The organism is Pontibacter pamirensis, assembly GCF_010015475.1.
GTDB classification, from domain to species: domain Bacteria; phylum Bacteroidota; class Bacteroidia; order Cytophagales; family Hymenobacteraceae; genus Pontibacter; species Pontibacter pamirensis.
Map to the genome: position 1 here is coordinate 1 of NZ_SSNI01000042.1, position 23,037 is coordinate 23,037.

Annotated in this window: 20 protein-coding genes and 1 riboswitch; of the genes, 16 read left to right on the top strand and 4 right to left on the bottom strand. The window is 46.7% G+C overall.

Annotated features, from left to right (window positions below):
- Positions 1–456 precede the first annotated feature (456 nt).
- From E1919_RS22600 to E1919_RS22610, 3 genes are all read left to right on the top strand, one after another.
- Positions 457–999 carry a CopD family protein gene (locus E1919_RS22600; protein WP_162055683.1) on the top strand — a complete coding sequence of 181 codons (543 nt, stop codon included), beginning with the start codon at positions 457–459 and terminating at the stop codon, positions 997–999.
- A 243-nt stretch (positions 1,000–1,242) separates the two neighbouring features.
- A complete protein-coding gene (locus E1919_RS22605) occupies positions 1,243–1,875 on the top strand; it encodes a hypothetical protein (protein ID WP_162055684.1) in 633 nt (210 codons plus the stop codon).
- A 481-nt stretch (positions 1,876–2,356) separates the two neighbouring features.
- Entirely contained in the window at positions 2,357–3,676 is a 1,320-nt protein-coding gene (locus E1919_RS22610) for a toxin-antitoxin system YwqK family antitoxin (RefSeq protein WP_162055685.1), read from the top strand.
- Between the two features lie 165 nt (positions 3,677–3,841).
- On the opposite strand, the gene E1919_RS22615 is transcribed toward E1919_RS22610, so the two are convergent.
- Positions 3,842–4,594, bottom strand: a complete 753-nt coding sequence (locus E1919_RS22615) for a multidrug transporter (RefSeq protein ID WP_237144797.1) — start codon at positions 4,592–4,594, stop codon at positions 3,842–3,844.
- 396 nt (positions 4,595–4,990) lie between these two features.
- Between E1919_RS22615 and bioB the strand changes: the two genes are divergently transcribed.
- The 7 genes from bioB (at position 4,991) to lysA (ending at position 13,123) form a co-directional block, all read left to right on the top strand.
- Positions 4,991–5,992, top strand: coding sequence for a biotin synthase BioB (gene bioB, locus E1919_RS22620; protein WP_162055686.1), 1,002 nt, complete (start codon positions 4,991–4,993; stop codon positions 5,990–5,992).
- Positions 5,993–6,001: 9 nt separating this feature from the next.
- Positions 6,002–7,135 (top strand): aminotransferase class I/II-fold pyridoxal phosphate-dependent enzyme, encoded by a 1,134-nt coding sequence (locus E1919_RS22625; RefSeq protein ID WP_162055687.1) that lies wholly within the window; start codon positions 6,002–6,004, stop codon positions 7,133–7,135.
- A complete protein-coding gene (gene bioD / locus E1919_RS22630) occupies positions 7,132–7,746 on the top strand; it encodes a dethiobiotin synthase (protein ID WP_162055688.1) in 615 nt (204 codons plus the stop codon). Before E1919_RS22625 ends, bioD begins: the two co-directional genes overlap by 4 nt.
- 67 nt (positions 7,747–7,813) lie before the next feature.
- Entirely contained in the window at positions 7,814–9,130 is a 1,317-nt protein-coding gene (gene bioA / locus E1919_RS22635) for an adenosylmethionine--8-amino-7-oxononanoate transaminase (protein WP_162055689.1), read from the top strand.
- Positions 9,131–9,223: 93 nt separating this feature from the next.
- A complete protein-coding gene (locus E1919_RS22640) occupies positions 9,224–10,435 on the top strand; it encodes a beta-ketoacyl synthase N-terminal-like domain-containing protein (RefSeq protein ID WP_237144799.1) in 1,212 nt (403 codons plus the stop codon).
- Positions 10,436–10,656: 221 nt separating this feature from the next.
- The gene (locus E1919_RS22645; RefSeq protein ID WP_162055690.1) at positions 10,657–11,988 is read left to right on the top strand and encodes an aspartate kinase; all 1,332 of its coding nucleotides are present in this window, start codon (positions 10,657–10,659) and stop codon (positions 11,986–11,988) included.
- Positions 11,981–13,123, top strand: coding sequence for a diaminopimelate decarboxylase (lysA, locus tag E1919_RS22650; protein ID WP_162055691.1), 1,143 nt, complete (start codon positions 11,981–11,983; stop codon positions 13,121–13,123). The genes E1919_RS22645 and lysA overlap by 8 nt, the downstream gene beginning before the upstream one ends.
- Before the next feature lie 115 nt (positions 13,124–13,238).
- Here the strand turns inward: lysA and E1919_RS22655 are convergent, their stop codons facing one another.
- From E1919_RS22655 to E1919_RS22665, 3 genes are all read right to left on the bottom strand, one after another.
- Positions 13,239–13,907 carry a S8 family serine peptidase gene (locus E1919_RS22655; RefSeq protein ID WP_162055692.1) on the bottom strand — a complete coding sequence of 223 codons (669 nt, stop codon included), beginning with the start codon at positions 13,905–13,907 and terminating at the stop codon, positions 13,239–13,241.
- A 414-nt stretch (positions 13,908–14,321) separates the two neighbouring features.
- On the bottom strand, positions 14,322–15,383 hold the full coding sequence (gene metX / locus E1919_RS22660) for a homoserine O-acetyltransferase MetX (protein ID WP_162055693.1): 1,062 nt from the start codon (positions 15,381–15,383) through the stop codon (positions 14,322–14,324).
- A 9-nt stretch (positions 15,384–15,392) separates the two neighbouring features.
- Positions 15,393–16,721: an O-acetylhomoserine aminocarboxypropyltransferase/cysteine synthase family protein gene (locus E1919_RS22665; RefSeq protein WP_162055694.1), complete on the bottom strand. Its 1,329-nt coding sequence runs from the start codon at positions 16,719–16,721 to the stop codon at positions 15,393–15,395.
- Positions 16,722–16,995: 274 nt separating this feature from the next.
- A riboswitch (SAM riboswitch) is annotated at positions 16,996–17,103 on the bottom strand.
- A gap of 527 nt (positions 17,104–17,630) precedes the next feature.
- Between E1919_RS22665 and E1919_RS22670 the strand changes: the two genes are divergently transcribed.
- From E1919_RS22670 to E1919_RS22695, 6 genes are all read left to right on the top strand, one after another.
- The gene (locus E1919_RS22670; RefSeq protein WP_162055695.1) at positions 17,631–18,578 is read left to right on the top strand and encodes a phosphoribosylaminoimidazolesuccinocarboxamide synthase; all 948 of its coding nucleotides are present in this window, start codon (positions 17,631–17,633) and stop codon (positions 18,576–18,578) included.
- Between the two features lie 54 nt (positions 18,579–18,632).
- Positions 18,633–19,010 carry an STAS domain-containing protein gene (locus E1919_RS22675; protein WP_115567158.1) on the top strand — a complete coding sequence of 126 codons (378 nt, stop codon included), beginning with the start codon at positions 18,633–18,635 and terminating at the stop codon, positions 19,008–19,010.
- Between the two features lie 14 nt (positions 19,011–19,024).
- On the top strand, positions 19,025–19,942 hold the full coding sequence (locus E1919_RS22680; RefSeq protein WP_162055696.1) for a ribonuclease Z: 918 nt from the start codon (positions 19,025–19,027) through the stop codon (positions 19,940–19,942).
- Positions 19,943–20,125: 183 nt separating this feature from the next.
- On the top strand, positions 20,126–20,917 hold the full coding sequence (locus tag E1919_RS22685) for a queuosine precursor transporter (RefSeq protein ID WP_162055697.1): 792 nt from the start codon (positions 20,126–20,128) through the stop codon (positions 20,915–20,917).
- Positions 20,918–21,147: 230 nt separating this feature from the next.
- Complete coding sequence (locus E1919_RS22690; protein WP_162055698.1) at positions 21,148–22,056, top strand: EamA family transporter; 909 nt, start codon at positions 21,148–21,150, stop codon at positions 22,054–22,056.
- 396 nt (positions 22,057–22,452) lie between these two features.
- Entirely contained in the window at positions 22,453–23,013 is a 561-nt protein-coding gene (locus tag E1919_RS22695; protein WP_162055699.1) for a copper resistance protein NlpE, read from the top strand.
- Positions 23,014–23,037: the final 24 nt, after the last annotated feature.

Consider the following 23,037-nt stretch of genomic DNA (forward strand, 5'->3'; position numbering starts at 1 on the left):
CTAGTATCCTCGTTGCCAAATCCTCTACACGACGGCTGATACGCCGGTCGCTGAATATGTCACCGCTCATTTGCTCCTTTTAGAACAGAGAACAAATGCGCCTCAAAGTTTGTGTCCTAATCGTAGCTACGTCTAAGGAGGGGAGCTTTACCTCACCCCAACCCTCTCCTAAAAACAGGAGAGGGAGTTTATCCTACTACTACAAAAGCTTCCATCATTTTAGCTAGAGTATAAACCATTCAATTATAGTTACTGTAAAAAACCCGGTTAGAGCCTGAACAGCAGATTCCCCTCCTGGGACTTTGAGGGGGCCCCTGCACCCCCAGGAGGGGCAGGGGTGGTTTGGTGCTGTTTTTTTTTATGTTTGTGCTTGGTGATAGCAGCATCTCAGAAAAACCAGTAAGCCAAACATTCTGTCATATATCCCTTACCTTTGCAGAAACAAGCATCACAGTCATGAGCTTTTTCTATGTTAAGGCGCTGCACATCATTTTTGTTGTTACCTGGTTTGCCGGGTTGTTCTACATTGTGCGTCTGTTTATATACTATGCAGAAGCGGATGAGAAGCCGGAGCCGGAGAAATCTATCTTACAGCGGCAACTGGCCCTGATGCAGAAAAGACTGTGGTACGGCATCACCTGGCCCTCTGCTGTGCTCACGCTAATCTTCGGCTTAACGATGTTATACCTATACGGCGCTATCCCCGGCTGGCTCGTCTGGAAGCTATGTTTTGTTGTGGGGCTTTATATTTATCATTTCCTCTGCCATCGTATTTTCAAACAACAACAGCAAGGTGTCCTGCAATATACTCCAACTCAACTCCGCATCTGGAACGAAGTAGCCACCTTGTTCCTCATCAGCATCGTTTTTCTTGTGGTGCTTAAAAGCTCCCTCAGCATGCTCTGGGGCATCATAGGGTTAATTCTTTTTTCCGCTATTCTCATGCTCGCCATCCGTGTTTACAAAAGAGTTAGAGAGAGTGGGAGTTCTAATAGTTAGAAAGTCTGGAAGTTAGAGCGTTAGAAAGTCAAAATCAATTGAGAAAATGTTGATAGTGCCTTATATCACCAAAACTGAAACATACCAATCCAGCTTCTGGCGAACAAACAAGGCTTTCTGATTAGGTGTATTTCAACCTGTTTTGCTTTTGTATAGGTCAAGAAGTTAATTTTTCATTCTCTCACTTTCTAACTTTTTAACCCTCCAACTTTCTAACTCTCAAAATAACCATATTTTTGTCACATGAACCAAGCAGAACTAAAGTCAAACGAAAGAGAACTGATAAAATTGATTCGCTTCTTTAGCAAACGCGGCGACCAACTGGTGGCTACAGGTGAACTTACTGAAGAGCATGAGCAACTGACCAAGGCATGTAAGAACTTAGAGACGCAGCTTTACAGGCATGCTGAAAACCGCGCTGCCATATTAGACAAGCGCCAGCGCCTCGAGAGAATTATTGACGACAAGGCGCAATGCCCGAAATGCCACCTGCCAGACATGTTGAAAAAAACCGGAGTGGCTGCAAATGAGTACGGCTGGAAGAGCAACACTTACCGCTGCCGCCGTTGCAACACCACGTTCACCTGGAACCGCCCGAACAACCCCTGGCATATGGTGGAATTTCTGGAGCGTTACATCCAGGAACTGGAGCAGCAATTACAAAATGAGCAGCCCGAAGAAATGCGACAGCATATAGAAGGCGCTATTCCGCATCTACAGGACAGTCTTTTCAGGCTGCGCCCGGTGCTGCAAACTTCTGACGAAGAAGTAGCGGCGCTGGAGCAAAAGGAAAAAGAAATGGGCAAACTTATTCACCAATTCAAAAATTACCTCCTGATCGAAAAGATTAAGCTGGATACCTATCCGGAAGAATAATTTCCTGGAGGCACCACCCGCAATAACAATTAGCCGACAACGAATAACAACCTCCCTTACTTATACCATCCAGTACCAGATGGCCAGCTTCAGAAAGGAATAGAAATAGCTAGGCAGAACAGCATCTTAGCCAGGCGAAGTTTAACTTAGTATAAAGCTGCCGCTGCTGGTTTTCTCTAACTGTTTATCTGTGTATACCTCAGCCGACCTCTTCCTGCCACTTATATACTTTTACATCACAATTCTTTTCTAAGCTTAAAATCAGCAACAAGGCTTTTTGTTTGTATATAAGAAATAGTCTCCGAAGAAGATAATTTATTTGTTTTATCTGCAGTTAGATTCATATAAAAGAAAGATTCAAGGAACTGCTCCTGATTGAATTCTTGTCGCATGATTGTTGTTTCTTAATTTCATGAAGCTAAGAGCAGGCACAAAAGCTGGCTCATATGCTACATCAAAATCAAAACTGCTAAAAATATTCATGAATAGATTATTGCTGTTATCTGCTACGCTGTGCCTGCTGCACACCATTGCCACAGCGCAAACAAAGGTCACCACCTTCCACGACGAAGCCCGCACTTCTGTTAAAGAAGAATATTATATCACACCGGACTCAGCAATAGTGGGTTACTATAACCGCTACTATTCTACCGGAGAGCGGGAGGCGCTGATGAAGTTTGTAGAAGGCAAAAAAGACAGTATTTACACGGAGTTTTACCTTAATGGTAATCCAAAGATCCAGCTTACTTATGTCATGGACATTAAGCAGGGTCCTTTCAAGGCTTTCCAGCCTGATGGGCGCTTGCTGCAGGAAGGCACTTATGAAAATGACAAGCAGAGTAATGTGCTGAAGACATACTATGCCGATGGTACCCTTAAAACAGAAACAACCTTTGTAAATGGTTTTCCGGAGGGGCTGGTGCGCGAGTATTACCCGACAGGCAAACCAAAGTCGGAGATAACGTACAAAGACAGCCAACAGAATGGCCCTGCCAAAACCTACTACCCGAACGGCAACATAGAAACAGATGCTGTGTACCGAAAAGGTATGTTGGAAGGCTCCTACAAGACATACTTCGACAATGGACAATTGCAGACAGAGGTAAATAATGTAGCGGGCCAGAAGAACGGTACCTTTAAAAGCTACTATAAATCCGGAAAGCTGAGCACAGAAGGAGGCTTTCTGGCAGGTAAAATGCACGGCCCATCAAAAGCTTATTTTGAAAACGGCAAAGCCCGCAGCGTGATCAACTATAAAAACGGCAATCCGGCAGGACTAACCCAATTCTTTTATGAAAATGGCAGCCTGCGCGAAGAAGCCAACTACAGCAACAACGGCAGCGATATTAAGATGACAGCTTACTATGCTTCCGGGAATGTAAAAGCGGAAGAGCAGTTTAAGGACAAAAAGCGCAGCGGGAACTGGAAGATATACTTTGATGCACCCGGCAAACAAGTTCAGGTAAGCGAAAACTTCAGCAACGATCAGCTCAACGGCGACCGCCTGACCTATTATGAGAATGGTGCAGTGAAAACAAAGGTGAAGTATGAGAAGACAAAAATTGTTGGCATACTGACTGAGTTTTACCCCTCCGGCAAATTAAAGTCTGAAACCAGCCACAAAGACGGCCTTCGTTTTGGGCCTTATAAGCAGGTCTTTGAATCCGGCAAAACAGCGGTAACAGGCCAGTTCCGCAACAACAGGGAAACAGGCAGCTGGAAATACTTTGATGAAGAAGGAAAGCTGTTGAAAACAGTAATATTCCGAAATGGCCAGGTAGTGGAAGAGAAGGCGAAATAAGCCTGCTAATAACAGAAAAGCACTCAGAAGTGAGTGCTTTTCTGTTATACTGTCTCTTTCTGATACAGGTGTCAGACTATTTTGGAATAAGAAAAGTATACGCTATACTTTTGGCCCTGCAGCCACATCTGTTTCTTTTGAACCGAATAGTTGTTCCGCCAACCCCTACTTGTGCTTATCGGGAACAAACAGTACCTGCGCCTTTAACAACACCATGTAATCCAGCAGCGCATAGATAAAAAGCACCACTCCGCTCATCTCCAATACCTCTTCCATACAGTACAGCACCAGGTTGTAGATATGATCGTATCCGTATCTCACATAGAAATACCCCTCAAAAAGCTCTAGCCCAAGTGCGCCTGCCACAAACATAGCACCTGATAAAATAAAAAGTGTTCTAGTTTTTGAAGGCAGTCTCCATACAAAAGGCAGAAAAAAAGCCACTGCAGCTAACACCAGCACCCCATATGGCACCACCCACGCCCAATAAAGCAAGCCTGAAAGGTCACTCACCAACATGGGTCTTACAACTTTACTTACATACTCATGGATCTGAAGACTCTCATCGATAGCCATAAAAAGAAAAACAGAACCTAGAATTCCCCATTTTCTCCTCTCTGTTCCATAACTCTTTTTCAATCTAGCAATCGTAACCAGTAGCAGGGACGCAAGTAGCAGTATAGCAGAAGAAAAAAAGGCAGGAACATTCTCTTCCCAATTCAGGTCAAAACCACGGATAAGCTTATAAGCAAGTGTAGCAGGTTCAGGATGATACATTTTTTCATAAGCCATGCCTGCTATGTATGCCATCATTAAAAAGAGCACTACTGACGCAAGTGCCTTTGCAATAATCATCGGAAAAAGCCTTATCACATGAGTATGCTTGGCTGCTTGTTGATTTGGAGAAGTGGAAAGCATAAGCAAATCAGGTTTTATCTACTTTATCAATATAAAATAAAATAATAATAAAGCTTTGGATATGCCTCTATAATTACAAAATAATACAACTCTTAAAATCAAATTTTAAGCTATGTCAGAAATCTTGTGATAAGGGGGAGTTTATGAGAATTTATCACACAGCACTTCATTTTAACTAAAAATCACCTTGTAGGACGGTCCAGCCACACAGGTAAGGGTATAAAAATATGGAACTAGCTTCATCTCAAAAAATGCTAACAAATTAACAAACCAATTTTTCCACAGAAAATCATCAACAGCTGAACTACTTAGCTATTTATCCACTAAACCTACCCATATCTTTGATTTTTAATTCCTAAATCTTCAAATTACCTTCGTAACCTAAACACGAGTAGCATGACCCAAAACGGACTGAACACAGACATCCGAACCGACTGGAGTCTGGAGGAGATAAAAGCGATTTATTATAAGCCAGTGCTGGAGCTGATAGTAGAAGCGGCTAATGTGCATAAGCAACACCAGGCGACCGGCGAGGTGCAGGTTTGTACTTTATTATCCGTGAAAACAGGCGGCTGTTCTGAAGACTGTGCCTATTGCCCGCAGGCAGCCCGGTACAATACAGGTGTTGACGTGCATAAGCTGCTGCAACAGGAGCAGGTGCTGGCATCAGCAAGACGTGCAAAGGAAGGCGGTTCTACCCGTTTCTGCATGGGCGCTGCCTGGCGCGAAGTGCGCGACAACCGCGACTTTGACAAGGTGCTGGACATGGTAAAAGGCGTGAATGATTTAGGACTGGAAGTTTGCTGCACCTTAGGTATGGTGAACGAGTACCAGGCAGAGCGGCTGAAAGAAGCCGGGCTGTATGCCTACAACCACAACCTTGACACCTCCGAAGAACACTACGACAAAATTATCACCACCCGCACCTACGATGACCGCTTAGGCACCATCAACAACGTGCGCAAAGCCGGTATCTCTGTCTGCTCAGGTGGTATCATCGGACTGGGTGAAACGGACGAAGACCGCATTGGCATGCTCTATACCCTGTCCACGCTGGAGCAGCACCCGGAGTCTGTGCCGGTAAACGCGCTAGTGCCGGTAAAAGGAACACCGCTGGAAAACCAGCCGCGCGTGTCTGTCTGGGAGATGGTGCGCATGATTGCCACTGCCCGCATCCTGATGCCTAAAACAATGGTGCGCCTCTCAGCTGGCCGTGAGCAGATGGACATAACGGAGCAGGCGCTTTGCTTTCTGGCTGGCGCGAACTCCATCTTCACAGGAGAGAAACTACTGACCACACCGAATCCTGACTTCGACCAGGACAAAGCGATGTTCGACCTGCTGGGCCTCTCCCCACGCAAATCTTTCAAAGAAGAAACACAGCCACAGACGGTGTAACAGCCGCCTATGGAGATACATAAACGATTACAGCAAAAGCTGGCGGAAAGGGCGGCGCAAGATAACTTGCGCCAGCTCAAAACCACCACCGGCCTCACCGACTTCTGCTCAAACGACTACCTCGGACTGGCTCGTTCCGAAAAACTGCGGGCACACATTCAGGCAACAGAGCAGCAGTACAGCCATTTACCGTTGGGAGCAACCGGCTCGCGACTATTATCTGGCAACCACATTTTATTTGAGGAACTGGAGAAAACGATAGCCAAGTATCACCACGGAGAGGCAGCTTTGCTGTACAATTCCGGTTATGCTGCTAACGTAGGGCTCCTGTCTGCCCTGCCGCAGCGGGGCGACACCGTTTTTTACGACGAAGCCAGCCACGCTTCTATGAAAGATGGCCTGCGCCTGAGCTTCGCAAAAAGTTACAGCTTCCGGCACAACAACCTGCAGGACCTGGAACAGAAACTGAAGCTCGCTAAGGGGCAGGTATATGTGGTGGTAGAGTCTGTCTACTCTATGGAAGGCGATAAAGCGCCGCTGCAAGGTTTGGCGCAGCTATGCAAAACTGCGAATGCGGCATTGATAGTAGACGAAGCACATGCTGTGGGCCTCTATGGAGACAAAGGAGAAGGATTAACCGTGGCACTGGGTTTAGAAAGCCAGGTATTTGCACAGGTAATTACCTATGGAAAAGCGATGGGAGCACACGGGGCCGCTGTAGTAGGGCCACAGGTGCTGCGCGATTTTCTTATTAATTACAGCCGTGCTTTTATCTATACCACCGGTTTACCAACGCATGCACTGGTTGCGCTGAAATGCGCTTACAGTCTGCTTCCGGAACTGGATAAAGAGCGCCAGCAGGTAAAAATGCTGTCCAGCCAATTATCTGAGCAACTGAATAAGATAAACGGCATCCGCTGTACTCCTTCAGAAAGTGTGATACTTTCTGTTTTTGTGGAGGAAGGTGGCACTGCGAAGTTAAAAGCACTGGCTTCGTTTTTACAGGCAGAGAAGTTTGATGTGCGTCCCGTACTAAGCCCTACCGTGCCGAAAGGCCAGGAGCGCCTGCGGGTGATCTTGCATGCATATAATACATTACAGGAAATTGACGGCCTCGTGAAGGCCATAGCCAAAGGAATATGAAAAGCTATTTTATCACCGGCATCGGAACAGACGTGGGCAAAACAGTTGCTGCCGCCATCCTGACCGAAGCCCTTCAGGCCGACTACTGGAAACCTGTGCAGGCAGGGGGCCTGGATTTTACAGACACCGATACTGTTAAGAGTCTGGTATCAAATACAGTGTCTGTATTTCACCAGGAGGCGTACCGTCTTAAAATGGCTGCCTCCCCACACCGCGCTGCCGCTGCAGAGGGCCTAGAAATTGACGTGCATGGTATGAAACTACCGCAAACCGAGAACAACATGGTGGTGGAAGGTGCCGGAGGATTGATGGTGCCCCTCAACAAGCGCTTCCTGATGCTGGACCTGGTGCAACAACTGGGGCTGGAGGTAGTACTGGTCTCCCGAAACTACCTGGGTAGCATCAACCACACTTTACTCACAGCCGAGGTATTGCGCTACCGCAAAGTGCCGGTGGCCGGCATTATCTTTAACGATGAAGAAAACACGGCCTCCGAAGATTTTATCGTGAACTACACCGGTCTGCGCAAGCTGCCTTCCATTCGGCAGGAGGCAGAGTTCTGCAAAGAAACCGTAGCAGCATACGCTGAGGAGTTTAAATCAGTATTGTAAAAAGATAAGCTGAGAATTTGGGAGAAACTCTACACTTTATTTTTTAAGTTAAACTTACAACAGTAAAATGTCTTTAGCCCAGCGCGACCAGAACGTCATCTGGCATCCGTACACACAGATGAAAACAGCCGCCCTTCCAATCCCGATCGTTCGTGGTGAAGGAGCCATGTTATACTCTGAAGATGGTACGGGATATGTTGATGCTGTTTCGTCGTGGTGGGTGAACCTGCACGGGCATGCCCACCCGTACATTGCCCGTAAGGTTGCAGAACAGTTGCAAACGCTGGAGCATGTTATTTTTGCCGGCTTCACACACGCCCCAGCTGTGGAATTAGCAGAGCGCCTACTGCAAATCCTGCCGCAGGGACAGAGCCGTATGTTCTACTCCGACAATGGCTCTACTGCTGTGGAAGTGGCGCTGAAAATGGCCATCCAGTACTGGAACAACCTTGGTACTCCTAAAAAGAAAATCATAGCTTTCCGCGACAGCTACCACGGCGACACCTTTGGTGCTATGGCTGTTAGCGCGCGCAGCGCCTTTACTGCCCCCTTTTGGTCTTACCTGTTCGAGGTAGAGTTCGTGGATGTGCCCATTCCTGGCAAAGAGGAAGAGACAGTAAAGCAACTGGAAGCCTATGCCTCAGGCGGTGATGTGGCCGCTTTTATTTACGAGCCGCTGGTGTTGGGCACAGCGGGCATGGTGATGTATACGCCGGAGGTACTCAATAAACTCATGCAGCTCTGCCAGCAGCACAACATCCTGTCCATTGCCGATGAAGTGATGACGGGTTTTGGTCGCACCGGCCGCACGTTCGCCACCGACTACCTGCAGTATCAACCGGATATGGTTTGCCTTTCGAAAGGGCTCACAGGCGGCACCATGGCGCTTGGGGCGACATCCTGCAACGAAAAAATCTATGAAGCCTTTCTGCACGAAGACAAAAGCAAAACCCTCTTCCACGGCCACAGCTACACAGCCAACCCGGTAGCCTGCGCCGCCAGTTTAGCCAGCCTCGACCTGCTGCTGCAATCTGAGACACAGGATAACATCCGCCGCATCTGCAGTCAGCATACTGCCTTTGCAGAACGCATTAAGCAAATGCCGTATATTAGGGAAGTACGCCAGCAGGGCACCATACTGGCTGTAGAGTTTGAGGATAGCACCACCTCCTATTTCAGCGACCTGCGGGATACACTCTATAGCTTTGCATTAGACCAAGGCGTAATTCTTCGGCCGCTGGGCAATATCATCTATGTTATTGCGCCCTACTGCATCACAAATAAGCAGCTTGACCAGGTGTATCAAACCATTTTAGGGATGCAGGAGGTGGTTTCAGGTAACAGGGCTTACCCCCGCCCGGACTTAACCATGCTGCACGATTAAATCTGTAGCCGTAGAAGCTTCCATTTACTACTCATGTGCTTTTCTGTTCTTATCCGCATAGTCTGCGATTAATCTTTTACCTTTGCCGAAGCATTGGAAGCAGAGAATTCACATATCATCATCAGGGGAACAGGCCTTATCTCGCCGCTAGGGTATGATGCAGCGTCAGTTGCCGCCGCTTATTCTGCAGGCATTCCTGCCTTTTCTACGGTTATGCATCATGGGCAGGCCGTTCCTATTGCCGCACTTCCCGCCACAGCGGAGGCTGAACTGCAGCGTCTAATCCAGTCAGACCAGAACTACCGGCAACTTGACCGCTCTGTGCTGCTGGCCATATATGCCGCACGACAGGCGGCTGCAGAAGCAGGCTGGCTGCAGGAAGGTACAGCTACTGCAGACGATTTAGGGGTGAACATTGGTTCTTCGCGAGGTGCCACGGGCCTGTTTGAGCAGCATTTCAATGGCTATCAGCAGAGCCCAGAAGGTACGCTCTCTTCCAGCGCCTCTCCTACCACCACCTTAGGCAACCTATCCAGTTGGGTGGCGCATGCCGTAAATGCGGGTGGCGCGCAAATCAGCCATTCCATTACCTGCAGCACCGCATTAATGGCTGTGGCCAATGGAGTGGCCTGGCTGAAGGCAGGTATGGCACAGCGCTTTCTGGCAGGAGGCACCGAGGCTCCGCTCACACCTTTCACGTTGTCACAGATGAAGGCTGTGGGTATTTATTCTAAACTTGCGGACCAGCCTTACCACTGCCAGCCTTATGCGGTAGAAAAGCAGAATACCTTTGTTTTAGGCGAAGGTGCCGCTGTTTTTGCCTTGGAGCAGGTCCCACAAGGACACATCAAAACTGGGGATTTAGTGGTGGAAGCAGTTGGTGTGGGCTTTGAAAAAATACAGAGTAAAACGGGAATATCTGCGGAAGGCATTAACTTTCAGAAGTCAATGCGGCATGCGCTTGCGCAATTACCGGAGCACAATCGCCAGGTAGACCTCATTATCACCCATACCCCCGGCACGCGCGCCGGCGACAGAGCAGAACTTGCTGCCATAAAAGCAGTTTTTAAAGAAAAATCGCCTGCTATCACCACAAACAAGTGGCTGATTGGCCATACCCTCGGTGCCTCCGGTGCCCTTAGTCTCCAATATGCACTTCATGCTCTGCAGCATCAGCAGTTTACAGCTATTCCTTTCCCTACGCTACTTCCTTCTTCCAGCGCCCCTTGCTTCACCCGTATTATGGTAAATGCTGCAGGCTTTGGTGGTAACGCTGCCAGTATAGTTGTGTACTGTAACCGTTAATAGCGCTTCAGAAGAAGTTTGAACTTCAGCAGTTATCGCCTATCATTTTCATCGTTAGGGTATGGATTCTCAAGCAAAAGACCTTAACCATACTATAAAACAGGGAGGCTATTATTTTACAAAGCCTTCTTTTTGTATCTATAGTTTTGATAAGCTACAATATTACGCTCGTTTTTTGCTAATTTTACGGTATAACAATCTTTCATTTTTCAATTACATAAATGAGAATTCTGAAATTCGGTGGCACCTCTGTAGGTTCTGCTGAGAGAATGAGGGCGGTTGCCTCGCTCATCCAAAGTGATGAGCCTAGAATTGTGGTGTTGTCCGCTATGTCGGGCACTACAAACGCGTTGGTACAAATAGCTGAAACGCTGTACCAGAACAAGAACCAGGAAGCAAATGCGCTGATTGATGCGCTGCATGATAAATATAAACAGGTGGTAGAGGAACTCTACACCTCCACTGAAAAAAGGAAACAGGCAAACGAACTGTTGATTACCCACTTCGACTACCTCCGCGCTTTTACGCAGGACCTTTTCACGATTCATGAAGAGCGGGCGGTACTGGCGCAGGGTGAGTTACTTTCCACGGCATTATTCCAGTTCTTCCTTGAGGAGAATGGGATTCCGTCGGTGTTGCTGCCGGCCCTTAACTTCATGAAAATTGATGAAAACGAAGAGCCGGATGCACCATACATCGCAAAGCAACTGAAAACAGAACTGGAGCAGTACCCGGACGCAAAGCTTTTCATTACCCAAGGCTATATCTGCCGCAATGCGTTTGGCGAGATAGACAACTTGAAACGCGGAGGATCTGACTATTCTGCCTCCCTGATAGGTGCTGCTGCCGATGCCAACGAAATCCAGATTTGGACCGACATCAGTGGTATGCACAACAACGACCCACGCATTGTCAAAAACACCTACCCAATTGCGGAACTGTCTTTTGATGAGGCGGCAGAGCTAGCATACTTCGGTGCTAAAATTCTGCACCCAAGCAGCGTAACGCCTGCCAAGAAAAAGAATATACCGGTACGCCTGCTTAACACGATGGAGCCCGAGGCGCAAGGCACTACCATTTCCGCTGAGAGCACTGGGGGCAGCATTAAAGCCGTAGCTGCAAAGGACGGCATCACGGCTATTAAAATTAAATCGGGCCGGATGTTGTTAGCATATGGTTTCCTGCGCAGCGTGTTCGAGGTGTTCGAGCGCTATAAGACTCCCATTGATATGATTACTACCTCAGAGGTAGCTGTTTCTCTGACTATTGACAATGACAAGTTCCTGAATGAAATCATTTCGGAGCTGGAGGCTTTCGGGCAGGTTGAAGTAGATAAGGAGCAGACGATTATTTGTGTAGTAGGTGATTTTATCTCAACACGCAGCGGCTCTGCCTTTAAGATATTTGAGTCACTGGAGCACATCCCGGTGCGCATGATATCCTACGGCGGAAGCAAGAACAACATCAGTCTGCTGATAGAAACCAGAGACAAAGTAGAGGCTCTGACGAAACTGAACGAAGGAATTTTTGAGAGAAATACATCAAATGCTTAACCTGAACCTAGAGGAGTTGCAACAGCAGCAAACTCCTTTTTATGCCTATAACTTAAATCTGCTGCGCCAGACGCTGCAAGCTGCAAAGCAAGAAGCCGACAAGTATAATTATCACGTACATTATGCCCTGAAAGCGAACGCAAACGCTCCTGTGCTGGATGCAATGCGCGAGTACGGCTTTGGAGCAGACTGCGTGAGTGGAAACGAGATTAAAGCAGCCATTGAAAATGGCTTTGCACCCCAGGATGTTGTATTTGCAGGAGTAGGCAAATCCGATGCTGAGATAAACTATGCCTTGGAACAGGATATATTCTGCTTTAACTGCGAGTCGAGTCACGAACTGGAGGTGCTGAATGAACTGGCAGAGAAAAAAGGAAGTGTGGCGCGGATAGCACTGCGCATTAACCCGAATGTAAACGCCAACACGCACAAGTACATCACCACAGGCCTGGAAGAAAACAAGTTCGGTATCAACGCCTGGGAACTGGAAAGTGTGCTGGAGCAGTTGCAGGAGCTAAAGCACCTCGAGCTGATTGGCATTCACTTCCACATCGGCTCTCAAATTACAGACTTGACTGTGTTTAAGAACCTGTGTACGCGGGTGAATGAGTTTCAGGAATGGTTCCTGGCGCGAAACGTACAGTTGCAGCATATAAACGTAGGCGGTGGCCTAGGTGTGGACTATTATCACCCGGAGCAACACCCTATTCCCGACTTCGAGGCTTACTTCGGGCTTTTCAACCAGTTCCTGGAACTGCGTCCGGGGCAGGAAGTGCATTTTGAGTTGGGCCGTGCGCTGGTGGCACAATGTGGAACACTTATATCAAAGGTGCTGTACATCAAAAACGGGCAGAACACAAATTTCGCTATTCTGGATGCCGGTATGACGGAACTGATTCGCCCGGCCCTGTACCAGTCGTATCACAAAATCGAGAACCTGACAAGCGATAAAGCAGAAGCCCGTTATGATGTGGTAGGCCCTATCTGTGAATCGTCTGACTGCTTTGGCAAGGCTGTCATACTTCCTGAAACCCAAAGAGGTGACCTGATCGCTATCTGGTCGGCAGGGGCATATGGTGAGGTAATGGCCTCGGCTTATAACCTGCGGGATAAAGCAAAAGCGGTATACCTGTAAGAGCTTAATTGACAAAAAAACAAAACCCGGCATCTTGAAGAAGCCGGGTTTTGTTTTTCACCTGTTTGCTTTTCTGATAGAAAGAAGGCTAATCACCTTCGTATAATGTCTGTAACTAGTCCAGCGTTACAATAAAGTCTGGTTCTGCCTGTGCTATTCCTTTTTGGCCGTGTAGATAGTTTGCAAAAGCTAATGCGTTGCCTTTCGATGCATTGTCCACTTTTAATAAATAAATACCTTCGCCAATTGATTTCAGCACTTCCGCATTATAGTCCTTCGCAAGTTGCTGTAGCACTTCCGTATCTCCATTATCCAGTGTTACAATAACCTGATTACTGACACCAATCAGGCTGTTACCATCCCGGAAATAAGGGGCAGCATAGCTTATGTTAGGATCACTTGCTAATTCCTGCAAAGCCTGTTCCACCTGATTGCTGTTCAACCCGTCTACTAACTCGACTCTATGCAGCAGCGCTACATCTGTTGCCACCTGCTCTGTTTTATTCTTTACAAACCCATACTGCGTTAAGGTAAACTGCTCCTGATCTGCGGTCAGGCCGCCCACAAAAGACACCAATACATCTTTTGTGTACACATTGCCTAAAGCCTTCTGGTTTTGGCCTGTAAAGTAGGTATAGTTCGTAAAGGGCTGTCCTGCCTGTGCCTTTAAAAGGTTAGGGCCAGCTTTTATATTACGTATTGGAGCAGGTCCATCTTGCCTGCAGGAAGTAAATGTAAGAAGTAGAGTGAGGATTGCTAAAACAGGAATTAGAGTTCTTTTCATTTCCGTACAAATTATATCGCCATCTGATATTTATTAGTACGGCCAAACTTATTTTAAAGCTAAAAAAAAGTGTGTCAATATAAATATTTCTTAGTAGTCACATTTTAGGTGCTAATAATTATCAAGATTATTGCATTCTACTAATAAAATAAACCTGAATACGTTAAACTGCTGCTCAAAAGAACTTTTCTGTTGTAACTATAGAAGCTTGTTGATAAAATTAAAGCCCATGATTACAGCGACTTGCATGATAAGTGCACCAGCCGCTTGAAACTAATGCCGATACGCCAGAGGTTAATTTTCGTCATAAGCGCAAATCCTGTTGATTTCCAATTTCTGACAGTTTCAGGTCTTCCTGTATCCTTCTATACAAGTTCCTTCCCTCCCTGGCCAAACCCATAAATTATCATCCGCTTACAGCTCTTCCTGCTCATAGCTAAGTTCCTCTAACCTTTCTTCTTCCTCATAGAAATTCGTGATAGCCTCTGTCAGTTGCGGAAACTCTACCAGAAAACCGTCATGCCCGTAGTCGGACTGAATAAGATAAAAAAATGAATGAGCCACGTGCTCGTGCAGAAAACGCTGCTCCTCCACCGGAAACAGCAAGTCTGAATTTACTCCTACAAAAAGGCTCCTTGCCTTGAGATGCGCCAGCGCCTTCTCCAGTCCACCTCTGTCGCGGCCCGCGTGGTGGGAGTCCATCGCCTTGGAAAGCAGCCAATAGGTATAGGCATTAAAACGCTTTGCCAGCTTTTCGCCCTGGTGTACCTGGTAACTGGAAGCCCGAAAATTGTCCGTGATGCTGTTGCCGGGTTCCTGCTGCGTTACCGCATAGGTGTTGTAGTGCCGGTACGAAAGCATGGCAATGGCCCTCGCTGTTTTCAAACCTTCTGAACCGGCGGTTTCAGTGTCTGTTGCCCAGCTCGGATCCTGGCGGATAGCCATGCGCTGTGTTTCGTTAAAGGCAATGCCCCAGGGAGAGTGCCGTGCGTTAGAAGCCACATGAATTAATCGCTCAAACACATCAGGCTGAAGCAGCGCCCACTCCAGAGCCTGTTGCCCACCTAAAGACCCACCTATCAACGTGTGTACACGCTCCAGTTCCAGATGCCGCCGCAGCAGGTCGAAAGCAGCCACCACATCACGGTTTGTCAGCTGCGGGAAGCTGTGATAATAAGGCTGCTGCGTTTCCGGATTAATGCTGAGTGGCCCGGTAGAGCCGTAGCAGCCACCTAAAGTATTGGCGCAGATAACAAACCACTCGCGCGGGTCATACAGTTTGCCCTCCCCGAACAGGTCGCACCACCAATCGGTGAAATCAGCGCTGCCGGTTAACGCATGGCACACCCACACCACATTACTGCGCTGTGCGTTTAGCGTGCCAAAGGTGGTATAGGCAAGCTGGAAGCCGGGCAGCGTAGCACCCGACTCCAGTGTAAAAGTATTCTGGTATTCAAAAACGTGATGTGATGGCATATTCTTTTCTTATAATGCGGGCTCCGTTTGCCCCTCCTTTACTTTGGCAAAAGCCTGCTCAAAATCGGCTTTGATGTCTTCTATATGTTCAATACCGGCTGATACGCGCAGCAGCGTTGGCTCTACTCCAGCACTAAGCTGTTCTGCATCAGAGAGTTGTTGGTGCGTGGTAGAAGCCGGGTGTATGATAAGTGTTTTGGCATCGCCCACGTTGGCTAAGTGGCTCACTAGCTTCAGGCTGTTTACAAAGGTCTCCGCCTGTTGCTGGTCTCCTCCTTTCAGTTTAAAGGAAAGTACGCCACCGAAACCGCGCTTCAGATATTTTTTCGCCAGTTCGTGGTAGTTGCTGCTTTCTAGCCCTGGGTAATTCACAGATTCTACCTGCTCATGTTGCTCCAGCCACATTGCCAGTTCCAGCGCGTTCTGCACTGTCCTGTCTAGGCGAAGCGAAAGTGTTTCAAGGCCTTGCAACAACAGGAAGGAATTGAACGGGCTAAGGGCAGGGCCAAAATCACGCAGTCCCTCCACACGGGCACGTATCGCGAAAGCAATGTTCCCAAATGGCCCGTCTGTTCCAAACACTTCCCAGAACTTCATGCCGTGGTAGCCTTCAGATGGCTCAGAGAACTGCGGAAACTTGCCGTTGCCCCAGTTAAAGTTTCCGCCGTCCACTATCACACCGCCTATGCTGGTACCATGGCCGCCAATCCATTTAGTGGCCGATTCCACTACTATATTGGCGCCATGCTCCAGCGGGCGGAACAGGTAACCACCTGCCCCGAAGGTGTTATCCACTATCAGCGGAATGTCATGCTTGTGGGCCAGCACTGCAATGGCCTCAAAATCTGGAATATTAAAACGTGGGTTACCGATTGTTTCTAAATAAATGGCCTTGGTTTTTTCATCAATCAGCTTCTCATAACTTTCCACCTCATCGTTCTCCGCAAAGCGCGATTCTATTCCCAACCGCTTGAGCGAAACCTTAAACTGGTTATAAGTACCGCCATACAAAAACTTCGTGGACACAAAATTGTCACCGGATTCCAAGATGTTGCTCAGCGCAATAAACTGTGCTGCCTGCCCGGATGCCACCGCCACGGCTGCTGCACCACCTTCCAGGGCTGCTATGCGCTTCTCAAACACATCTGTTGTCGGGTTCATGATGCGGGTATAAATATTCCCAAACTCCTTTAGTGCAAACAGGTTGGCCCCATGCTCTGCATTTTTGAAGGCATAAGAGGTAGTCTGGTAAACAGGTACAGCACGGGATTGTGTAGTAGGGTCTATTTCCTGGCCTGCGTGTAGCTGTAAGGTTTCGAAGTGTAGTGTGTCTGACATGGTTGTTCGGTTTATGGATTAGGAATGGCTGATTGATTTAATTAGAAAACGCCTGAAAGCGTATGATGTAAAAAGTGCAGCAGAAGGCTTGTCTGTGCCCGATGCTGCAAAACGAGGATTTAGCTTAGCAACAACAGCAACGCATAGCGCACATGGGCGTGCGCATGTAGCTTGTAGCCTGTGCTAAAACATGCCGCCGCAACAGGACTGCTGCTGGCATCGAAAACAATAAACTGTGCGGTGCTGAATTGATTCCCTTTTTCATGTTCGTATCAATTTATATTCTTCCGGATGTTCCGGAATCAGGAATTAGCACCTTAACCTCGTTAGTTAGGTTGCTAGAGTTTCACAGAGCCTGTCTCTCCACTCTTCTTTATAAATCAAATCCCGAAGGGATAGTTGACTTGATATTGCAATGATAAAACGCTAGTAAAGCAATTCCAAATAAAAATATAGATTTTTTTGATTTCTGATTCCACCAGCGGCTTCTTTTCAACTCCTACGGCAGCATAGGTATTTCGTTTCATAAAGCCTTGGAAGCAAGCTGCCAAGCGTTTAAAAGCTGATTTTAATATACTATACCCAGCGTATCACGCACGTTCGGGTGGAACTTTCCAAGCTTCTTTACAGGACTCCACTTTACTTGTTAATTAAATGCATTAAGCAGGTAAATCTAAAAACAGCATCAACTATGCGCAATAGACACAGCAGATGCAAAATATCATATTCAGCATAACATGCAACTTATAGGTTGTATAGTATAAAACTCCCTTCACCTATCATAGTATAATACAATATTATTTACTGCCTATATTTTACAAACGCTTAGCAATTGGCAACATCATTCAGAATTATTTCCGGACGGATAAAATATAGTTAACTTTGCTCGCCTATAACGACACTGAATTAATGGAGGCCATAAAAGAAACGAACTTCTCCTTTGCCGGCCAAACTGGCTTTTACAGAGGCAAGGTCCGTGATGTATATTATTTTAATGACCAGCTGGCCATTGTTGCCACTGACCGTATTTCTGCATTTGATGTGGTACTTCCCCGCGCGATTCCTTACAAAGGGCAGGTACTGAACCAGATTGCCAGCCTCAACCTAAAGGCAACCTCCGATATTGTACCCAACTGGGTAGTTTCCACACCAGACCCTAATGTAACCATCGGCTACATGTGTGAGCCATTTAAGGTTGAAATGGTGATAAGAGGGTATCTGGCAGGGCATGCCTGGCGTGAGTATAAAGCAGGAAAACGCATAGTATGTGGTGTTGCACTGCCGGAAGGATTACGAGAAAACGACAAGCTGCCGGAGCCGATTATAACACCAACAACCAAAGCCGACGAAGGCCACGATGAGGATATTTCAAGGGAAGAAATTTTAACTCAAACCCTTGTATTAGAACAGGATTACCTTATCTTAGAGCAATATACACGTGCGCTGTTTGCCCGTGGCACCGAACTGGCGAAACAACAGGGCCTTATTCTGGTTGACACTAAATATGAGTTCGGTAAATACAACGGGGAGGTATACCTGATAGACGAGATTCATACCCCTGACTCTTCCCGCTACTTCTACAGCGAAGGTTATGAGGAAAGGCAGAAGCAGGGAGAGCCACAAAGGCAGCTATCAAAAGAATTTGTACGGCAGTGGCTCATACAAAACGGCTTCCAGGGAAAAGAAGGACAAACAGTGCCAGAGATGACAGATGAGGTCGTTCAAGGCATTTCAGAGCGTTACATAGAGCTGTATGAGGTGTTTACAGGTCATAAATTTGAGAAAAACAGTTATAAAGATGTGCTATCGCGTATAGAGCAGCATATTGGTAACAATAATTTTAACATCAATAATTAAGAAATATAAAGCAGATTTTGGTACATTCGCATTTAAATACTTACAGGTAGATCTATGAAGTACACGATTGATAAGAAAGAAAACTATACAATTATCACGATAGATGAGAAGAAGCTTGACACTTCCATAGCGCCGGACCTGAAGTCTGAGTTCGTGAAGTTGAACGCAGAGGGCATCACTAATCTGATTCTTGACCTGAGCAATGTAAAATACACTGATTCTTCAGGCCTTAGCTCAATCCTAATCGCAAACCGCCTGTGCAACTCATCAAGCGGCCTTTTGATTTTGACAGGCTTACAGGATCATGTCATGAAATTAATCACTATTTCAAAGTTAGAGTCCGTGCTCAACATTCTGCCTACAGTGGAAGAAGCAATTGACCGTGTGTTCCTGCATGAGATTGAGCAGGACCTGACTAACAAAGAAGACTAAGTATACCGCCTGTTGTGGATTTCGAACTCAGGATACTGGGCAGTTCGTCGGCCACACCAACGGCAAACAGACACCACACCGCTCAGGTACTTACCATAGACAATCAGTATCACCTGATTGATTGCGGTGAAGGAACGCAGATGCAGCTGATGCAATACAAGATAAAGCATCAGCGCATCTGCAATATTTACATCAGCCACCTCCACGGCGACCACTACTTTGGATTGGCAGGTCTCCTTTCCTCCATGCACCTGCAGGGCCGCCACACACCGCTGTACCTCTTTGGCCCTCCCGGGCTTTTAGAGATTCTAAGTTTACAGTTCAAATATTCCGGCACGAACCTTTGCTATCCGCTCATTTTTCATGAGTTGGACACAACCAGCCACAAAAAGATTTTTGAAAACAAGCAGATTACGGTACACACCATACCCATGGAGCACCGTGTACCCTGCAGCGGCTTCCTGTTCCGGGAAAAGCAGAAGGCACGCCCGCTCATAAAAGAGAAGCTCCCCTCTTTCTTGACCCCGCCGCAATTGGTTAGCCTCAAGTGGGGCGAGGATGTTACAGATGAGCATGGGAATGTACTGGTGTATAACCAGGATGTAACCATGGAACCGAAGCGCAGCAGGAGTTATGCATACTGCTCCGATAGTCGCTTTAAGCCAGCGCTTCTCCCCTACCTCCACTACGTGGACCTGCTTTACCATGAGGCTACCTTTACGGATGAATTACGTGATCGTGCTTATTATACTTTCCATAGCACAACCCGACAGGCTGCCGAACTTGCAGCTGCAGCACAGGTGCGCCGCTTGCTCATAGGCCACTTCTCTGTTCGTTACAAGGACCTCACACCGCTGCTGACGGAGGCACAGGAAGTGTTCCCACAATCGGATTTAGCTACTGAAGGTAGTATCTTCTGTATCCGGGAGTAGAATCAGGTTGTAAAAGATTGGGGTACTTCACGAGTTTACCCTCTTTATACATTTACATAAGCTCATTCAAATGCAGTCCATCTAAGTGTAATGCAATACGTGCTATATATCTGGAGGCACAGATTTACTGAATAATAGTAAATTGCAGGGTAAATCAACTTATTGCTTTTAAGTCATCTCTTCATGCAGCAGCATACTTCTACTTCTGAAAAGAGGCGTACACACCTGTTCCTCGTGCTTAGCGGCATCTTTATATCCAATGCCTTGCTGGCTGAACTGATTGGGGTGAAAATATTTTCAGGAGAAGCTCTAATTGGACTTCCTGGCGCACAAATACCTGTACTGGGTGGCTCTAAACTGGACTTTAACCTGACAGCAGGCGTTATTATCTGGCCGGTTGTATTCATTACCACCGACATTATAAATGAGTATTTTGGGAAAGCAGGAGTAAAAAAAGTAAGTGTCCTGACGGTGCTGCTCATCCTGTACGCTTTCCTTGTTATCACTATTGTAACAGGCCTGCCGCCAGCTCCGTTCTGGTTAGACGTGAACAGCACAGATGCACAGGGAAACCCTTTTAATATTAATACTGCTTTTAACAGCGTATACCGTCAAGGGCTGGGCATTATTATTGGCTCTGTTGTGGCGTTCCTGATTTCGCAGTTCCTGGATGCCACCGTATTTCATTGGCTGCGCCAATTTACGGGCAGTAAAAAAATCTGGCTTCGCGCGACAGGCTCCACACTTGTGTCGCAGCTCATTGACAGTTTTGTGGTTCTGTTTGTGGCTTTCTTTCTCTTCGGCAACTGGCCCATGGAGCAGGTACTGTCTGTTGCTGCCATCAACTATATTTACAAATTTGCTGTTGCTATCCTGCTCACACCTCTTCTCTATATAGCCCACTACCTCATCGACAGCTACCTGGGTGAACGGGAGGCCGAAAAGATGATGGAGGAGGCGCAAGTAGAACAATAAACCACCTTTATTTTCCAAAAAAACCGACACATTCTGTTGGTTAATAAGGCTTGTTGTGCTTACCTTTGCAGCCTTGCAAGAGAAAATGCCACATCATTTAGCACATACACAAATCTTTATTACAGGCTACGTTCTACACGACCTGTAAGCGTGCGTACTTCTTCTTAATCAGAGGCAGCCGCCTCATCTTTTATATTTTTCGAAGTTCATTTTTTTTGAGGGTGACGATCATGTTCAGAGGAATCGTTTTGGTTTTTCTTGGCGCGTGTAGTTTTGGCGTTTTATCTACGTTCGTAAAATTAGCATATAAAGAAGGCTTTACTCTGGGTGATGTAACGGGCACTCAGGTATTATTTGGGTTGATTGTTCTTTGGACTATTGTGTTTTTGCGAAAGCTGTTTAGCAGCAAAAGCAACAGCACATCGTTCAGGGAAAAACTCAAATTGATTATAATGGGTACGAGCACAGGTCTGGTTAGCATTTTCTATTATAAATCAGTACAAACAGTGCCCGCCTCCATTGCCATCCTGCTGCTGATGCAGTTTACCTGGATGAGTTTGGTGATAGAGGCCATCATGAAGCGCAGGTTACCAACACGAACGCAGTTGGGCACAGTAGCCCTCATTTTGTTAGGTACCGCATTGGCAGGGCGTTTATTCTCTGCCGATTTACCAGATTTTGACCTTATAGGTATAGGCTACGGAGTACTGGCAGCTTTCTGCTATAGTATATTTTTGATGATAAATGGCGCTGTAGGCAACCAACTTCATCCTGCCACAAAGAGTGCCCTTATCTTAACAGGTGCCTGCATTCTAATATTATCGGTTTTTCCTCCCATGTTTTTAGTCAATGGTGCTTTAACAAGCGGGCTTTTTAAATGGGGATTAATATTAGCCTTATTTGGCACTGTTATTCCTCCGCTCTTTTATGCCTACGGTCTGCCTGAAACGGGCTTGGGATTAGGTGCAATTTTAAGTGCAGCCGAGCTTCCTGTGGCCGTGTTGATGTCGAGTATTATATTAGGGGAGGAAGTTTGGACCGTGCAGTGGCTTGGAGTGGCACTGATTTTAGTTGCAATAGTGCTTTCTAATATCAACTCGCTTCGCAAAAAAAGAAGCAAAGAAGTAACATTAGTGTAAGGCCATATATCTTTATGAAGTAACTTTTGCTCAAGATAAATTGGTTGATTGAAAATTGGTTAGGCAAGCACCGTCGGGTATAAGCCTAGCCTTTTTTTATGTCTGCTCTCACCAGAGTTACTCATTACCTGTTTAAAAACAATGCTATAGCAAATGGCCTTACAGGAGGCACAGTGCTACTTGTGCCATATGCATCTAGTACAAATTTAACAAAAGTAGCAGGCGAACTGCTGCTGTAACAGAGCACAATAATACGAGTCAACTTTAGTTACATAAGAAGTTCGCGGACCAATGCGTTAAAGTGGATAAGGGTTCCATTCAACACCTGTTGCCAAATACGCTTGCTTGTAAGCGTTGAAACTTTAAATTTAATTTATCTATTCTAAGGAGCGGTTCATGAAAAAGATTTTTGCCATACTCGTCCTATTTTCAGTGGCCCTGGGCCAGCAACAAGTAAACGCGCAGTCAGCTAAGACATATGAAGAGTGGAAGAAGTCAATGTCGCAAAAAAGAAGCAAAACAGCCGCTAAGCCTGCTAAGGCAACCAAGCCCAAAACAACAACAAAGGCCGAAGAAAAGGCAGTTACGCCCGTGGCCATGGCAGCACCAGCGGGAATTTTTTACGGCACCTTCCCCTGCACAGATTGCCAGGGCATTAATACTGAACTTGTGTTGAATGGTGGCGCCAGCGGCTCCAGCCGCTCCTTCACGATGAAGCAGACTTACCTTGGAAAACCCTCCGACAAGAGTATAGTGACAAGTTCGGGCAAATGGTTTCTGGCCAAAGGTAACAAACAGAACCAGGATGCGGTAGTGCTGCAACTTATTCCAACGGAAGGCAACATTGACCCAATGTACTTCCTGCAGGTAAGCGATTCGGAGGTAAAACTGCTAGACCGACAGCAAGCCGAGATACAGGGGCAGCAGAATTATTCATTGAAGAAGCAACAGCGCTAAAGACTGGATGTATAAAGTTTGGTG

Coding starts and splice junctions, on each gene's coding strand:
- E1919_RS22605 (WP_162055684.1), top strand. CDS start 1,243: ATGAACCAAGCAGAACTAAAGTCAAACGAAAGAGAACTGATAAAATTG.
- E1919_RS22665 (WP_162055694.1), bottom strand. CDS start 16,721: ATGTCAGACACACTACACTTCGAAACCTTACAGCTACACGCAGGCCAG.
- E1919_RS22675 (WP_115567158.1), top strand. CDS start 18,633: ATGAAGTACACGATTGATAAGAAAGAAAACTATACAATTATCACGATA.
- bioD (WP_162055688.1), top strand. CDS start 7,132: ATGAAAAGCTATTTTATCACCGGCATCGGAACAGACGTGGGCAAAACA.
- E1919_RS22645 (WP_162055690.1), top strand. CDS start 10,657: ATGAGAATTCTGAAATTCGGTGGCACCTCTGTAGGTTCTGCTGAGAGA.
- E1919_RS22670 (WP_162055695.1), top strand. CDS start 17,631: ATGGAGGCCATAAAAGAAACGAACTTCTCCTTTGCCGGCCAAACTGGC.
- E1919_RS22695 (WP_162055699.1), top strand. CDS start 22,453: ATGAAAAAGATTTTTGCCATACTCGTCCTATTTTCAGTGGCCCTGGGC.
- E1919_RS22690 (WP_162055698.1), top strand. CDS start 21,148: ATGTTCAGAGGAATCGTTTTGGTTTTTCTTGGCGCGTGTAGTTTTGGC.
- E1919_RS22615 (WP_237144797.1), bottom strand. CDS start 4,594: ATGCTTTCCACTTCTCCAAATCAACAAGCAGCCAAGCATACTCATGTG.
- bioA (WP_162055689.1), top strand. CDS start 7,814: ATGTCTTTAGCCCAGCGCGACCAGAACGTCATCTGGCATCCGTACACA.
- bioB (WP_162055686.1), top strand. CDS start 4,991: ATGACCCAAAACGGACTGAACACAGACATCCGAACCGACTGGAGTCTG.
- E1919_RS22610 (WP_162055685.1), top strand. CDS start 2,357: ATGAATAGATTATTGCTGTTATCTGCTACGCTGTGCCTGCTGCACACC.
- lysA (WP_162055691.1), top strand. CDS start 11,981: ATGCTTAACCTGAACCTAGAGGAGTTGCAACAGCAGCAAACTCCTTTT.
- E1919_RS22600 (WP_162055683.1), top strand. CDS start 457: ATGAGCTTTTTCTATGTTAAGGCGCTGCACATCATTTTTGTTGTTACC.
- E1919_RS22625 (WP_162055687.1), top strand. CDS start 6,002: ATGGAGATACATAAACGATTACAGCAAAAGCTGGCGGAAAGGGCGGCG.
- E1919_RS22655 (WP_162055692.1), bottom strand. CDS start 13,907: ATGAAAAGAACTCTAATTCCTGTTTTAGCAATCCTCACTCTACTTCTT.
- metX (WP_162055693.1), bottom strand. CDS start 15,383: ATGCCATCACATCACGTTTTTGAATACCAGAATACTTTTACACTGGAG.
- E1919_RS22685 (WP_162055697.1), top strand. CDS start 20,126: ATGCAGCAGCATACTTCTACTTCTGAAAAGAGGCGTACACACCTGTTC.